The 15,091-nt window shown below is 56.2% G+C and carries 10 protein-coding genes; 7 read left to right on the forward strand and 3 right to left on the reverse strand.

All coding sequences use genetic code 11. The features are described 5' to 3' along the window. Positions 1-7: 7 nt before the first annotated feature. From ugpE to ABLO27_RS11520, 3 genes are all read right to left on the reverse strand, one after another. Complete coding sequence (gene ugpE, locus ABLO27_RS11510) at positions 8-850, reverse strand: sn-glycerol-3-phosphate ABC transporter permease UgpE (protein ID WP_352945835.1); 843 nt, start codon at positions 848-850, stop codon at positions 8-10. A gap of 10 nt (positions 851-860) precedes the next feature. Continuing rightward, positions 861-1,742: an ABC transporter permease subunit gene (locus tag ABLO27_RS11515; RefSeq protein WP_352945837.1), complete on the reverse strand. Its 882-nt coding sequence runs from the start codon at positions 1,740-1,742 to the stop codon at positions 861-863. 111 nt (positions 1,743-1,853) lie between these two features. Beyond that, entirely contained in the window at positions 1,854-3,164 is a 1,311-nt protein-coding gene (locus tag ABLO27_RS11520) for an extracellular solute-binding protein (RefSeq protein WP_352945839.1), read from the reverse strand. A 438-nt stretch (positions 3,165-3,602) separates the two neighbouring features. On the opposite strand from ABLO27_RS11520, the gene ABLO27_RS11525 reads away from it, so the two are divergent. From ABLO27_RS11525 to ABLO27_RS11555, 7 genes are all read left to right on the forward strand, one after another. Further along, on the forward strand, positions 3,603-4,376 hold the full coding sequence (locus ABLO27_RS11525; protein ID WP_353033025.1) for an ImuA family protein: 774 nt from the start codon (positions 3,603-3,605) through the stop codon (positions 4,374-4,376). Continuing rightward, complete coding sequence (locus tag ABLO27_RS11530) at positions 4,345-5,796, forward strand: DNA polymerase Y family protein (protein WP_353033027.1); 1,452 nt, start codon at positions 4,345-4,347, stop codon at positions 5,794-5,796. The genes ABLO27_RS11525 and ABLO27_RS11530 overlap by 32 nt, the downstream gene beginning before the upstream one ends. Then, positions 5,796-9,182, forward strand: a complete 3,387-nt coding sequence (locus ABLO27_RS11535; protein WP_353033029.1) for an error-prone DNA polymerase — start codon at positions 5,796-5,798, stop codon at positions 9,180-9,182. The genes ABLO27_RS11530 and ABLO27_RS11535 overlap by 1 nt, the downstream gene beginning before the upstream one ends. 301 nt (positions 9,183-9,483) lie before the next feature. Continuing rightward, complete coding sequence (locus ABLO27_RS11540) at positions 9,484-10,281, forward strand: HamA C-terminal domain-containing protein (protein ID WP_353033031.1); 798 nt, start codon at positions 9,484-9,486, stop codon at positions 10,279-10,281. Continuing rightward, positions 10,278-12,371: a DEAD/DEAH box helicase gene (locus ABLO27_RS11545; RefSeq protein WP_353033033.1), complete on the forward strand. Its 2,094-nt coding sequence runs from the start codon at positions 10,278-10,280 to the stop codon at positions 12,369-12,371. The genes ABLO27_RS11540 and ABLO27_RS11545 overlap by 4 nt, the downstream gene beginning before the upstream one ends. A gap of 273 nt (positions 12,372-12,644) precedes the next feature. Further along, positions 12,645-13,961, forward strand: a complete 1,317-nt coding sequence (locus tag ABLO27_RS11550) for a hypothetical protein (RefSeq protein ID WP_353033034.1) — start codon at positions 12,645-12,647, stop codon at positions 13,959-13,961. Between the two features lie 525 nt (positions 13,962-14,486). Further along, entirely contained in the window at positions 14,487-14,957 is a 471-nt protein-coding gene (locus ABLO27_RS11555) for a DUF3592 domain-containing protein (protein WP_353033036.1), read from the forward strand. Positions 14,958-15,091 lie beyond the last annotated feature (134 nt).

Here is a 15,091-nt window from a genome sequence, read left to right on the forward strand (position 1 = left end):
TAAAACCTCACTTATCGCTCTCGACGAGCCCTTTAACAAACCAGCTTTGGAAGATCACCACGATGAGAACCGGCGGCAGCATGGCCAGGATTGCCAGCGCCATTGCCTCGTTGAAGGCCGGGATCTGTGCCCCTACCCAGACCTGCAGGATCTGCTTGATACCGCGAACCAGGGTGAACAGGGATTCGTCGGTGGTGATCAGGGTCGGCCAGAGATACTGGTTCCAACCAAAGACGAACATGATGATGAAGATGGCCGCGATCATCGTCTTGGACAGCGGCACCAGAATGTCCTTGAAGAACTTCCAGGGACCGGCACCGTCGATACGTGCGGCCTCCAGCAATTCATCGGGAACGGACATGAAGAACTGCCGGAAGAAGAACGTTCCTGTCGCAGACGCGATCAGCGGCACAATCAGACCGGAATACGTGTTCACCATGCCAAGCGACTGTACGATCTCGTAGGACGGCAGAATGCGAACCTCGAGCGGCAGAAGCAGCGTGGCGAAGATGATCCAGAAGCAGAACGACGCAAACGGAAAACGGAAGTAGACAATCGCGTAAGCGGCCAGCATCGAGATGATGATCTTGCCGATGGCGAAGCCGAAGCCAAGGATCATCGAGTTCTTCAACATGACGAAGCCATTGACTTCCTTGGTGAAACCACCGGCCTGGAACAGGACGGTTTCGTAGTTCTCCAGGAACTTGTCGCCCGGCAGGAACTGAACGCCGCCCTTGTAGATCGCGATCGCGTCGTGCGTGCTCGTGATGAAGGTCAGAACCACCGGCGCAACCATGAAGAAGACGCCGGCAAGAAGGATCAGATGGTCCGAAATCTTGAGTTTGTACATATCCGCCCCCTTACGTGTAGTGCACGCGCCGCTCGATCAGGCGGAACTGTATGATTGTAAGGATGAACACTAGCGCCATCAGGATCACGGACTGGGCCGAGGAACCACCAAGGTCGTTGCCGCGGAAACCGTCCAGATAGACCTTGTAGACAAGCGTCACCGGGTTGTTGCCCGGCTCGTTCTTCACGATGACGTCGACGATACCGAATGTATCGAAGAAGGCGTAGGTGATGTTGATGATCAGCAGGAAGAAGCCTGTTGGTGCCAGCAACGGGAAGGTCACTGTCCAGAACCGGCGCATACCGGAACGGCAATCGATGCTTGCGGCTTCCTGTACCGACCTCGAAATGCCCTGCAGACCTGACAGGAAGAAGATGAAGTTGACCGGAATCTGCTTCCAGACTGCGGTGACGGTCATCGCGAAACTGGTATCGAAATAGTTCACGCCGATCTGCATTTTCCAGCCGAACATCGCAAACAGGTCGACAATCGGGCCGACATGCTGGTCAAACAGCAGAACCCCGATCAGACCGGCGACGGGCGGTGCAACCGCATAAACCCACATGAGCAGCGTTTTATATGTCGAAGCTCCGCGCAGAACCTTGTCGGCCTTGACTGCCAGCAGCAGGGCAATGCCCAGCGACAGGAAGGTCACGAAGAAGGTGAAGACGGCAGTAAAACGCGCCACCCGACCGTAGTCGGAAGAGGTCAGCATGTCGGTGAAATTGTCCAATCCGACGAAGGTCGAGCCGAAGCCAAACGGATCTTCCAGATAGAAAGACGACTGGACAGCTTCCGCAGCAGGCCAGAGGAAGAAGATCGTCACGATGGCGAGCTGCGGCAGAAGCAGCATGTACGGCACCAATCGGGACTGAAACTGAACTTTTTTCATTGCGTCACCGGAAACGGAGGAAGCGGACCACCAGTAAAACAGTTGGCCCGCGTCCTCTCAAGGAAATGGGGGCGCGGTTGGCGCCCCCAATAAGGGGTAGTTCAGATCGGCTTAGTTGCCGGTGGTCTTGGAGAAACGCTCCAGGAGCTTGTTGCCGTCCGCTTCGATGGTTGCGAAAGCGTCTTCAACAGAAGTTTCACCGGACATGATCTTACCGTATTCACGGTTCATGACGTCGCGGATCTGGACGTAGAAGCCCATGCGGTAGCCCTTGGTCCACTCGCCACCCGGCAGGGTCAGCTGCTTGATGCCGATTTCAGCTGCCGGAGTGCTCTCGTAGTAGCCGTCTTTCTTGGCCATCTCGTAGGCAGCGTTGGTGATCGGCACGTAACCGGTTTCCTTGTGCCACATGTACTGGACTTCCGGAGAGGTCAGGTACTCGAAGAAGGAAGCCACACACTTGTTTTCTTCGTCCGGCTTGCCAGCCATGGAGAACAGAGCCGCGCCACCGATGAAGGTGCCGGTGCCTGCGCCGTCAACGGCATCCCAGTAAGGCAGGTAGGTTGCGGAGAACGGGAAGTCGACGGTCTTGGAAATGCCACCGAAGGACCCCGAAGAACCGAGCCACATGGCAACCTTGCCTTCGTTGAACGGGGTCTGGTTGTCGCCCCAGCCGGTGCCGTAGTAACCGAACAGGCCATCGTCCAGCCAGCCCTTGACCGCGTTGAAGTGGTTCTTGATCGGCTCACCGAAGACCAGCGTGGTGTCCTTGGAACCATCGTAACCGTTGTTGTTGGTTGCGAACTGCAGGTTATGACGGGACTTGAAGTTTTCGGTGAAGATCCATGGCAGGTGAGACTGAGCAAGCGGCACGTAACCGGCTTCTTTCAGCTTCGGTGCGATGGCTTCGAACTCTTCCCAGGTCTTCGGAGCTTCAACACCGGCTTTTTTCAGAGCGTCGACATTGTAGTAGAGGATCGGGGTGGAAGAGTTGAACGGCATGCCGATCATCTTGCCGTCGCTGTCGGCATAGAAGTAGCGAACGCCATCGATGTAGTCTTCGATGTTGAATTCCGCACCAGCGTTTTCCAGGATGTCCTGAGCCGGAATAACAGCGCCTTTGGCACCGATGATGGTTGCTGCGCCTGCGTCAAAGACCTGCAGGATGTTCGGCTGCTCACCAGCGCGGAATGCTGCGATACCAGCGGTCAGGGTCTCTTCGTAGGTGCCTTTGTAGACCGGAGTGATCTGGCAAGCGTCCTGGGAAGCGTTGTAGCCGTTTGCAATGTCGACAACAACTTCACCCAGACGGCCACCCATTGCGTGCCACCAGGCGATGTCGGTCGCCGCGTAGGACGCGGAGGAGGTGCCCAGGAGGGCTGCCGCAGCAACGAGGCTGGCGACTGTTTTACGATAAGCCATGTTCATTTGCTCCCATCTAGAAGGGCGTTTCGGCCCCGGTCAGCAGTTTGTTTTCTTGACGCTGAAATGGCTCGATCAGCATCAGAAACGATAGCGCCTGCGTTTCGTATTGTTTTCATATGAACGTTATATGACGCTCATATGAACATTAAAAGACGCCTTGACCGCGTGTGCAAGAGGGGATGGATCAATTTCTGCAATTGCCGCCTGCCGATTTTGGCAAGGTTCCGCTTTTTTGCCGCCTGCCAAGTCGCCTCGATCATGAAACACACCTGCGTGCGATGCTTGCGGAACGTTGCGGCACCCCTGCTTTTCCGGCCTTCAGGAAGCTTAGCCAGCTCAGATGAAAACGGAAAGGCTTTCTGGTGACTGAGATGCGATAAGAGGTTAACGGCTGAACGAGAACCGGTTTTCAACTCCTGCGATTCTTCGGGTGGAATGCAGGCAGGGATAGAAAACGAAGACGAGGCACAACTTCTGTCAGGTACTTTCCGGGACGTGATCTTCGAATCGTCTTCCCGCGAAACCTCGGCGAAACCGGTCTTCCGGGCTTTGCCTGCGGATAGAAAATACAAAGCCGGTTTCTCTGTCGTGATGCTTCGGCTAAGCTCCTTTCATCTATCACTGATCCGGCGTTCCATGTCGTTACCGTTTTCATCCGTCTATCCATTGAAACGTTCCCGCGCCCATGAAGTTTGCGGCGAAGGCGGGCTGGTGTTTGCCGCCATCAGCGCCGGTCAGGCGAAAGGGGCCGTGGTCTGGGTGTCGGAAGAGTGGCGGCCAACGGTCAATCCGGAGGGTCTTTCCCCCTATTGCGACCCCGGCAAGTTGCTGATCACGCGCGCGGGCAGTCAGCTCGATGTTCTGGCAAGCGCCGAAACGGCACTCAGGTCCGGTGCGGCCGGTCTCGTGATTGCCGAGGTCAGCGGTGCCATCGGCCTGACGGAGGGCAGAAGATTGCAGCTTGCGGCGGAAGCCGGACGCACCACAGGCCTTCTGATCATTCCGGAAGGCGCGGGCAGCAATGCCGCGGAAACCAGGTGGCGCTGCGACGGTCTTTCCGCGTCCCGCTCCCCTCGTCAAAACAGCCACGACTCGACTCACTGGCGCTGGTCGCTTATAAAGAACAAAATAGGAACATTATCGGAATGGGTAGTCCGTTGGGATGCAGCGTCGCATCGTGTCATTGTGGTTTCCAAGGCTGGCGGCTGAGCGTTCTCAGCGCGCCAACCCTGTTGATGCGCCCTTTGCCCTGACCCTTTTCGACCGCAATTCCGAGCGGATTTACGACCTTTGCCCGCGGGCGGAAGACTTTGGCCTGCAGCGGGGCATGACGCTGGTCCATGCCCGCAGTTTCTGCCCCTCCCTTCTGACAAGGCCGGCGGATCCGGAGGCCGACCAGCGCTTCTTGAGGCTGCTGGCCCGGTGGGCCACGCGTTATTGCCCCTGGGTCGGGCTCGACGGACGGGATGGCCTGTTTCTGGACATCACCGGATCGGCTCACCTGCTGGGCGGAGAAGAGCCGCTTCTGGACGATGTCCGGGCCCGGTTGACCCGCGCGGGCCTTACCGCCCGGCTTGGCCTTGCCGGCACGCCGGGGGCTGCCTGGGCACTGTCTCATTTTGCCGAAGGCATTGCGAAACCCGACGAGGCCCTTGCCCGGATCGGCCCGCTGCCGCTGGCGGCTCTGCGCCTTTCCCAGGAGACCTGCACCAACCTGGAACGCCTTGGCATTGCGACCGTTTCCGAGCTTTACAATCTGCCCAGGGCAACCATTGCCCGGCGTTATGACCAGAGCGTGCTGCGCCACCTCGATCAGGCTCTCGGCGCCATCGGAGAGCAGATCTCCCCCCTCAAGGACGAGCAGAATTTTGCCGTCAGGATCACCCTGCCCGACCCGATCGGCCTTCTGGACGATGTCATGGCAGGTACGCGGCGCCTGCTCAATCATCTGTGCGCCCGGCTGGACACGGCCCAGAAGGGCGCACGCCTGCTCAAGCTGACCTTCCGGCGCGTGGACCAGGAAAACCAGTCGGTCGAATTGCGGCTGGCCCGTCCGATGCGCGATGCGGAGCGGATGCTGGCCCTGTTCGAGCGCGGGGTGAGTGCGGTCGATGCCGGCTATGGCATCGACATGATCCGGCTGGAGGCCGTCCAGATCGAAGAGCTCGGCATGCGCCAGCTTGACCGGGCGCAGGGCCGGGAAAAAGACAGTCTCGCCGACCTGATCACCCAGCTGGGCAATCGCGTCGGCCTTGAAAACATCCTGCGCTTTGCCCCCGTCGACAGCCATATCCCCGAATGCAGCTTCAAGCTGGTTCCGGCGGCCTACAGCAATCCGGTACGCGCGTGGCCAAGCAGACGCCCCCGCCCCTTGAGACTGTTTCCGCCAGAACCCATTCTCGGCGATGGCCCGCAGCCGCCCGCCCGTTTCCGCTGGCGGGGCCGGTCGCTGACAACAACCGAGGCAGAGGGGCCGGAGCGGATCACGCCTGCCTGGTGGGAGGATAATGACAGCTGGGCCCATGGCCTCAGGGACTACTGGCGCGTCGGCACCCGTCAGGGCCAGCGGCTGTGGCTGTTTCACACACCGCAGAATCCGGGCTGGTTCGTGCAAGGGGAGTTCGGCTGATGACCTCCCATGTCATTCCCGACAGCCTCCATTGGGACATTCCCCGTTATGCGGAGCTGTGCGTCACGTCCAATTTCACCTTCCTGCGCGGAGCTTCCCATCCGGAAGAGCTGGTGACCCGCGCCGCCTCGCTTGGCCTGGATGCCATTGCCATTACCGACTGGAACTCGCTGGCCGGGGTCGTCAGGGCCTATTCGGCGCTGAAGGAGATCAGACGGACGGCCGAAGAAGGCGTCCAGATCCGCTCCCACACCCAGGTCGACCCGTCCTCCCGGCAGGCAAGCAGCACGGCCCCTGCCCTCATCGCGCCGGAAGTGCCGAAACTGCCACGCCTGATCGTCGGTGCCCGGCTGGTTCTTCAAGACAGCCCGCTGGACTGGCTGGCCCTGCCCACCAACCGCGCTGCCTATGAGCGGCTGAGCCAGTTGCTCACCCTTGGCAAGCGGCGGGCGGAAAAGGGCGACTGCTATCTGGAATTCGCCGATCTTCTGAATTTCTGCAAGGGCCTGATCTTCATTGCCCTGCCGCAGTTCGACCATGCTGAAACCGAATTTTGTGAGACGGCCAAGGACCACATTCGCACGCTGCGCCAGGAGGCGCCGGGTCATGTGTTCTTGGGAGCGGCGCCGCGTTATGACGGCACCGATCAGGCCTGGTTCCGCACCTGCGCGAAAACCGCTCACAGCCTGGCGACACCGATGGTTGCCATCGGCGATGTGCTGATGCACCGTGCGGACCGGCGGCGGGTTGCCGATGTGCTGACCTGTCTGCGCGAGGGCTGCACCATCGACGAGATCGGCACCCGTGCCCTTCTGAATGGCGAACGGCGGTTGAAGTCGGCCAGTGACATGGCCCGGCTCTACCGTCACCATCCGGCAGCTCTGCGCCGGACCATTGAAATCGCCACCCGCTGCAGCTTCGACCTGTCCGAGCTGTCTTATGAATATCCCGATGAGATCAGCGACGGGGAGAGTCCTCAGGACCGGTTGGAACGGCTGACCTGGCAGGGCCTTGAAAACCGCTATCCGGCCGGTGTGCCCGAATACGCCTCGACGCTGGCGGAAAAGGAACTGAAACTGATCCGGAAACTGAATTTCGCCGCCTATTTCCTGACCGTTCACGACATTATCCAGTTTGCCCGCAGCCGCTACATTCTGTGCCAGGGGCGTGGCTCGGCGGCCAATTCCATCATCTGCTATGCGCTCGGCATCACCGATGTCGGACCGGAAACCATCACCATGGTGTCGGAGCGCTTCATTTCCGAGCACCGGGGCGAACCGCCGGATATCGATGTCGATTTCGAGCATGAGCGGCGCGAGGAGGTGATCCAGTATGTTTATGAGAAATACGGCCGCCACCGGGCCGGGCTCTGCGCCACGGTGATCCATTTCCGCACCCGTGCCGCCATTCGCGAGGTCGGCAAGGTGATGGGACTGAATGCGGATGTCACCGCGGCGCTCTCCGGCCAGATCTGGGGCAGTTCCAACAAGGGCCCGGAGGAAACCCGCGTCCGGGAGCTGGGGCTGGATCTTGCCAATCCACGGGTGATCCGGACCATTGAGCTGATCCGCGAGATCATCGGCTTTCCACGCCATCTCAGCCAGCATGTCGGCGGTTTCGTCATCACGCAAGGCAGGCTTGACGCCCTCTGCCCGATCGAGAATGCGGCGATGGAAAACCGCACGGTGATCGAATGGGACAAGGACGACATCGACGCGCTCGGGATCCTGAAGGTGGATATGCTCAGCCTCGGCATGCTGACCTGCATCCGCAAGTGTTTCGACCTGCTTGAGGATCATCACGGCCAGAACCTGACCCTCGGCACCGTGCCGCAGGCCGATACCGACACTTACGACATGTTGTGCAAGGCCGATGCGATCGGCGTCTTCCAGGTGGAAAGCCGGGCGCAGATGAACTTCCTGCCGCGCATGCGTCCGCGTGAGTTCTACGACCTCGTCATCGAGGTGGCGATCGTCCGGCCCGGCCCGATTCAGGGCGGCATGGTGCACCCCTATATCAACCGTCGGCAGGGCAAGGAGCCGATCAAATTCCCCTCCAGGGAACTGGAAGAGGTGCTGGGCAAGACCCTTGGCGTGCCGCTGTTTCAGGAACAGGCAATGCAGATTGCCGTGGTTGCCGCCGGGTTCACGCCGTCGGAGGCCGACAAGCTGCGCCGGTCCATGGCGACCTTCCGGCGCATGGGCACCATCGGCCAGCTTCGGGACAAGTTCATCTCCGGCATGATCGAACGCGGTTATGAGCTGGAGTTTGCCCAGAACTGCTTCGGCCAGATCGAGGGTTTCGGCGAGTACGGTTTCCCGGAAAGCCATGCGGCGGCCTTTGCCATGCTGGCCTATGTCTCGGCCTACCTGAAATGCCATTACCCGGCCGAGTTCGCCTGTGCCCTTCTCAATTCCCAGCCGATGGGCTTCTACGCCCCGGCACAGATCGTGCGCGACGCCCGTGACCACCAGGTGGAAGTCAGGCCGATCTGCGTCAACCAGAGCTCATGGGACAGCACGCTGGAGCGGCGCAGCGACGGGGCCTTGGCCTTGCGGCTCGGCTTCCGCCAGATCAAGGGCATGCGCGAGGACGATGCGGACTGGATCGTCGCCGCACGCGGCAACGGCTATCCGGATACCGAGACCCTGTGGCTGAGGACCGGCGTACCGCCTGCAACACTGGAGCGGCTGGCGGAGGCCGACGCCTTTGCCGGCATGGGGCTCAGCCGCCGGGCAGCGCTGTGGCAGGTGAAGACCATCCGCAGCCCGAAACCGCTGCCGCTCTTCAACGACCCGATTGACGGAGAAGCGATTTTCGAACCCGACGTCATCCTGCCGCCGATGCATCTGGGCCAGGAGGTGGTGGAGGACTATCTGTCGACCCGCCTGACGCTGCGCGCCCACCCGATGGAACTGCTGCGCCCGCATATTCCGAGCCTCACCGCGCATGACCAGCTGGCCCGCGTCTCGCCGCGCGAGGCGCGGAATGTTTCGGTCTGCGGCCTCGTCATCACCCGCCAGCGCCCGGGCACCGCCTCCGGCGTCATCTTCCTGACGCTGGAGGACGAAACCGGCGTTTCCAACGTGGTCGTCTGGCCCAAGATGTATGAAAGGTTCCGCGCTGCTGTTCTCGGTGGGCGCCTGCTAAAGGTCCGTGGCCGCCTGGAGCGCGAGGGCATCGTCGTGCACCTGATTGCCGACCACATCGAAGACTGCTCTCAAAAACTCACCCTTCTCGGCCATCCGAAGGACGACATTCTGGTCGAGACGACGGCCAAGACCGACGAAGTGCCGGTGCACCTGAAGGCCGACACCCCCAAACCCCGCGCCTTCCACCCGCGCGAGCAGGCCAAGAAGCTGTTCCCGAGCCGGGATTTTCATTGAGAGCAAGGTTTGGGTGAGCGTGTGAATTTTCGGTGAGGTGATACCGCATCTCAATAGCGGACATTCCTCGAACGATCCAAACCCCGCAATTGAAGGACGTAGAACCAATCAAGCGCTGAAAGTGCAAAGCCGCTGACTTCGCCTTGACGGAAACCGGATGTTGCGCTGAGTTGGGCAAAGTGATTACTCTACTAAAACGAGTATTGGGAAGGCATTTATCGAAAGTTCCGAATCATTGAATCTCCCCATTCAAAAGTTTGATCTTCCTCTTCCCACAAAGTTGCTGGACTGCATCGTCGATATGACCGGACAACACAAGTCTGTGGCTTTGTGTCCCAATTTTGAGGTGGGAAATTGGAGGTACAAAAAACTTGCGGATCACCTTTTTGATTGGCTTCCTGATGCTGCGTTGAGGCCAAACGAGCGATTATCAATGTTGGCGGAGCCGCACAAAACCCTTGCACAAGCTTGTCGGCGTGTATTTGACGTTGAAGATCCAGACAAGCGTGGTGAGATTGGAGAAATACTCCTTCACGCGGCTTGCCGACAAGAGTATGGGACTGCACCATTCGTCGCGCGCCTTTTCTACAAGATGCGCAGCAATGACAGTGTAACGAGCGTCGATGTCGCCCACGTATTGCAAAACACAGACTCTGGAAAGCTAGAACTGTGGCTTGGTGAGGCCAAACTCTACAAGAATATAGCCCAAGCCCGCTCCAAAGCACTTGAGTCAATCAAGCCTCTTTGGGAACCTACATTCTTAGAAGAAATGAAGGCTCTAATCGGACCGAAAATTGAGTCTAGCGCTGGATATGCGGAAGAGCTTACTTGGCTTTTTGCCGATGAAACCTCACTTGATCAAATTATAGACCGGATCGTAATACCAATCTGCATTGCTGCCGACTTTGACCCTACAAAGGGGGCTGCTTCGCGCGACCCAACATATTTGAGAACAGTCAAAGAAGAGCTTGAAAAGACACAAGAGTACTTTGAAAACAAGGTTCCAGAGGGCGTTCGGTTTGTCGTTATTTTGGTGCCCTTGGACTGCAAACAAAAGATCGAAAACCACTTTAATGCTAAGGTTCAGAGCTTCCTATGAACCCCGAGGAACTAAGAGCAAGAGTGTCAGGTCCACTGGAAGACGGCGACAGCATTTTCAAGATTGTCCGAGCAATAGCATATTATTTTCAGACCGCTTCCTCTGATGATCAAACAGCGCTCGACCTGATTATTCGCGTATTGGACCGACGTGAGGAGTTCGAAGCAAAGCTTTTGGGCATTGGACCAATGATTGACGCCATCCTGCGTGAAGTTGGTCTTTTTCCCTACATCAAAGATAGGGGTGGTTGGCGGGAACAACTTGCGACCGAGACCATGCGTGTCCCTGGCATGGAAGATTTCGTTTTCCACATCGAACAAGCCATCGTATTCAATAAGCTGGCACAGGGAAAAAGCCTAATTCTCTCAGCGCCCACCAGCTTTGGAAAAAGTCTGCTCATAGACGCGCTCATCTCCAAAAGCCGACCAAACACAGTCGTAGCTGTAGTTCCCACCATCGCGCTTCTCGATGAGTTTAGGCGTAGGATGGAAAAGCGCTTTCCTGAATATCAAGTGATAACCAGAACGATAGAAGAACGAACGCAAAAACAAGCAATTTTTATTGGAACCCAAGAAAGATTACTAGAGAGAGAGCTCATTGAAAATATAGACCTTTTTGTCATAGATGAGTTCTACAAACTTGATCTCGAGCGAAATGACAAGCGCTCTCTAGCACTAAATACAATCCTGGCGAGGTACGGGAAAACGGCTAAACAAATCTACTTTTTGGGACCTTCAATCGACGAGGTTCCAAACGCGGGTAGTTTCAGAGACGACGTTGAGTTTTTACGGACGCGCTACAGCCCAGTTACAGCAGATATCATTGATCAGACAGACATCGGCCCAAGTTCAGAGCAACTCATTGAAGACCTGCAATCTGTTGGCCGAACAAATTCATTGATCTACGTTCAATCGCCTCCATCAGCATCTCGTTTAACCAATGAACTATTGAAATCAGGTCTTGTGAGGCGCTCCGACTTCACCCAAGAACTGGGTCGCTGGCTTGCAGACAACTTCCACCCAGAGTGGTTCTTAGCAAAAGGCGTATCTAAGGGCATTGGTATTCATCATGGACGCGTGCCGCGTTCAATAGCTCACTTAATGATCAGTTTGTTTAACCAAGGCGAGTTGGCCGCCATTGTCTGCACCTCATCTATGATCGAGGGCATTAACACTGCAGCAGAGAATGTTTTCATCTATGATCGAAAAATAAACACAACAAAACTAGACAGATTTACATTCGACAACATAAAAGGTCGTGCTGGCCGTATGTTCAGACACAATATTGGGAAAGTTTTCTTGTACAACCCAACGCCTGAGCCAGAAAATTTTGAAGTGCACGTTCCTTTGTTCAACCCAGATGAACTGCTTCAACCAGAACTGCTTATGCAGTTGCAAGACGATGTACTGTCGCCCCCAGCGCGACGCAGGAAGAGAGCAATTCAGGGTGCCAGCGAGTTACCCCCCGAAATTCTAGCGCGTTGGGCAGAGTTTGGCATCGACGAGCTAAACACTCTCGCGGAAGTCGTTTCTCAGGAGCTTGACCAGCAGAACTCGTTACTGCGTTGGAAGGGGGTGCCAACGTTCGATGAAGCGGAAGCAACATTTGGCGTTCCTTGGAATATCCTGCGATTCGGCAAACACGACATGCGAACAGCTCGAACGGTGGCGCATTTTGCAAACCGATTGAGGGTGAGTGGATCCATGCGGGAATTTCTCGACGGCTTCGTAAGCTCCGAGGGCTTACCGGCCCAGTCCGAGATTGATCGGTGCTTTAATTTCATTCGTGGCGCAGAGTACACCTTTCCCCAAGTTTTGAGAGCACTAAACGATGTGGTGGACGCTGTGATTGGAGAAGGAGAGGTCGACTACCGCGTCTTTGCAGCCCAACTGCAGGGATTGTTTATTCCCGGAGAGCTACGTGCGTTGGATGAATTTGGCGTTCCTATTCCAATTATTCAGCGTTTGTCAGGTGTTTTGCCAAGCGACGATTTTGACGCTGCACGCCGTCAAATTGACGAAATCAGTGAAGGCGTACGAACAAGGTTAAGCGAATTTGAAACCAAGCTATTGAAGGTTTGCTTGGATTGAGACCTAGCGTTTTAAGCGCACTCAAAACGCAAATGTGTTTTTGAAAATGGCTCCTTTCAACGAGACACAGCAGACGCAAAGTTAGATGGAAAAAAGCACGGACAACGGTGAGATTGAGCTGGCCTCAGACATGTACCGCATCCGAAACGACTGACAGATCATAAGCGGAAATTTCAATGCGTTCTATCGGCGTGAGTTTCGACCTTGATGGCTAGATCCTCGGAAAGAATGAAAGTGCGTCATTCTACATGAGCCAAAAATGAAAGATAGCGAATGAATGAACTTCAATTCGAAATCACCCGCGCCCTGGCAGCAAAAGCTTTGCAGAAGAGGCGGACGACTTACCAGCAAATCGGCGAGGCGGTCGGTTGGCACCATCCCACAGGTCGAGGATTAGGGCGAAACCTCGAGGCTATTTTGCACTATCTGGCGGATCGTGGCCTCCCACCGCTCACGACCATCCTGGTGAAGAAAGGGAAGCGACATCCGACGGAAGATGCAATGGCCTACATTCGCGGTGCACTCGGAGCAGTTGACATCGAAACCGCGCAACAAGAGGTGTTCGCATTTGACTGGACTTCCGTCCCCGAGCTTACCCCAGTCAACGATGTACTACCTGACAGTCGGCAAGTCTGGTTGACGTCTTTCTGGGGCTTCGACCCTGCCAGTTGGGGATGCATCGGCTTTGCTGACGAAGCTCGACGCACCCGCTACCTCAACAATTCCAATCCTGGTACCCTGGTAGCCATCTACGTGACCAAGGGAAAAGGACCAAAGGACTTGCGTGGTAAGGTGGTCGGTGTGCTCGAGATCTCCCATGAGACTGGTCACGCGCGGGATTTCATCTCAGGGGATCGCTGGGCTGAGAAAGAGCGAGACTCCGATTCTCGTGGTAAGTGGCTGTATGCTGTTAAGGCGACGAGGGCTTGGCGTGTAGTGCCCGAAGATTGTGTGCCTGTTGATGGGCTGTTTCCGCGAAGTTACGGCAGCTCAAATCCCGAGTTTATCGGAGCCAGCGGTGTTCCCGTCTCGGCGGATGAGGCCGTACAACTCTATGAACTGGATGTCTACGAAGTGCCAGTCTACGGACAGACGGAGCCGATCGACCCGACAATCCAAACGCTCGAATCTGCACTCAGACCGAGCCACGCCGTCAGACCACCCTCCAGGCCCTATTGGGTGGGCGAAACCGATGGGCCAAAACACCTTTATATCCTCCGCCTGACAGGCGAGATATCCGCATACTTGGGACGATCGAATATTGAAGTTGAAGACAAACACATTATTAAAGTCGGCTTCTCAAAGAGCCCGCAGGCGCGACGTGACCAAATTCAGAACGCCTATCCTAGGGGAACCTTCAACTGGGAGGTTTTTAAGCCATCCCCACAGCCGAATATTGCACCATATGCCAATGCAGAAATTGCAATCGCCGGGGAAGATGCCATGAAGAAGCGCCTCGTAGAAGATGGTGCCGAGGTACTAGGTGGTGAGTTTTTTCTCGCGGATCACAGTTTGGTGTATCGGACATGGGCAGCGGGAAACAACGCAGCTAAGAAGGCGCAGGACAATCAGGAAAGCCGCGCAATTTGAACCGGATTACTTGCGCCTGCTAACAAGCCGTTATCTACCGTAAGCAGATAATCCCCTCCCTGCGCCTAAGCCGACATCCGTAGAAATCACCAAACAAGCCCCAATCGGCTCTGAACATTCGCTCATTGCAATACAGTCAAACGTCGGTTGAAGCAGAAACCCATCGCTCCCTAAACCGCCCCTCTTACCCAAAGCTTGCCTGAAAACTCGTCGTGGTCAGTGCGGCATGTGCTTCAAGGGGTGCGCGCAGTTCAAAGGTTCTGGGACCTCGCGAGAATTCATGGAGGTGGAAGAGATACCAGTCTTCCTTCCGGGCTTTGGCGACATCCAGTTTGCTTTGCAGCATAGATTGGTTAAGGCTCTGACCCGACTTGCATCGCTCCGCGAATGAAAAGTGAAGTCACCACGCTTGCGTCAATTCATAGTTCCATGCAAGCACTGTTGCAGGACCTGTCAGTCTCCGGGCTTCGACAGAAAATGATGGTTGTCTATTGGTAGCGGATATTTTCAACTTAAACCATTCATATGATTGAATATTTTGAACATCTTCTCGTAGGCGAACACAATGCAGTCGTTCTTATTTCTGCGGGATACTTTGCAATAATGGGCGTGTACTCGTTGATATACATGCGCCGGATAAGTAAGTGGCCAAGTGTCATCGGCAAGTTGCATGAGGAAAAAATCGTCGGCTCGGGTGGCGGTTCACATGATGAAACCAGCTACAGCGCGAAGGTTCGTTACACTTACTGTGTCGATGGCGTGCCTTATGAAAACGACAGGATTAACGCTTGGCATATCCTAATTTCTCACAATCTGCGGTCGTTGTTGAATTTGCAGTTTCGTTACATAGACCGGCACGACAGCTCAGGCGTAACGGTGTTCTACCACCCCAACAAGCCCGAAAAGGCCTACCTGGTCGTTCCTGGTTGGAAGCAAATGGCCCTGGTTTTTGCGCTTTGCTTTGGTGCCGCGGCCCTTATCCTATTGGGGTCGTAAGCCTTCGAGGTTGTTAGAATGGAGTATTCGCTGCAACTACGGACATTCGTGGGCACCGCAGCATTGGTCCAAATGGCTCAAAGCCGACATTTGTAAAGAACAATCCCACCGCAAGACGCCTTTCGATACGATTG

Origin of the sequence: Roseibium sp. SCP15, from assembly GCF_040329435.1 — a bacterium.
Lineage (GTDB): Bacteria > Pseudomonadota > Alphaproteobacteria > Rhizobiales > Stappiaceae > Roseibium.

What these genes read in the sequence shown, in the direction of transcription:
- ABLO27_RS11535 (WP_353033029.1), top strand. Translation starts at nt 5,796, where the DNA reads ATGACCTCCCATGTCATTCCCGACAGCCTCCATTGGGACATTCCCCGT.
- ABLO27_RS11515 (WP_352945837.1), bottom strand. Translation starts at nt 1,742, where the DNA reads ATGAAAAAAGTTCAGTTTCAGTCCCGATTGGTGCCGTACATGCTGCTT.
- ABLO27_RS11540 (WP_353033031.1), top strand. Translation starts at nt 9,484, where the DNA reads ATGACCGGACAACACAAGTCTGTGGCTTTGTGTCCCAATTTTGAGGTG.
- ugpE (WP_352945835.1), bottom strand. Translation starts at nt 850, where the DNA reads ATGTACAAACTCAAGATTTCGGACCATCTGATCCTTCTTGCCGGCGTC.
- ABLO27_RS11520 (WP_352945839.1), bottom strand. Translation starts at nt 3,164, where the DNA reads ATGGCTTATCGTAAAACAGTCGCCAGCCTCGTTGCTGCGGCAGCCCTC.
- ABLO27_RS11555 (WP_353033036.1), top strand. Translation starts at nt 14,487, where the DNA reads ATGATTGAATATTTTGAACATCTTCTCGTAGGCGAACACAATGCAGTC.
- ABLO27_RS11525 (WP_353033025.1), top strand. Translation starts at nt 3,603, where the DNA reads ATGCAGGCAGGGATAGAAAACGAAGACGAGGCACAACTTCTGTCAGGT.
- ABLO27_RS11545 (WP_353033033.1), top strand. Translation starts at nt 10,278, where the DNA reads ATGAACCCCGAGGAACTAAGAGCAAGAGTGTCAGGTCCACTGGAAGAC.
- ABLO27_RS11550 (WP_353033034.1), top strand. Translation starts at nt 12,645, where the DNA reads ATGAATGAACTTCAATTCGAAATCACCCGCGCCCTGGCAGCAAAAGCT.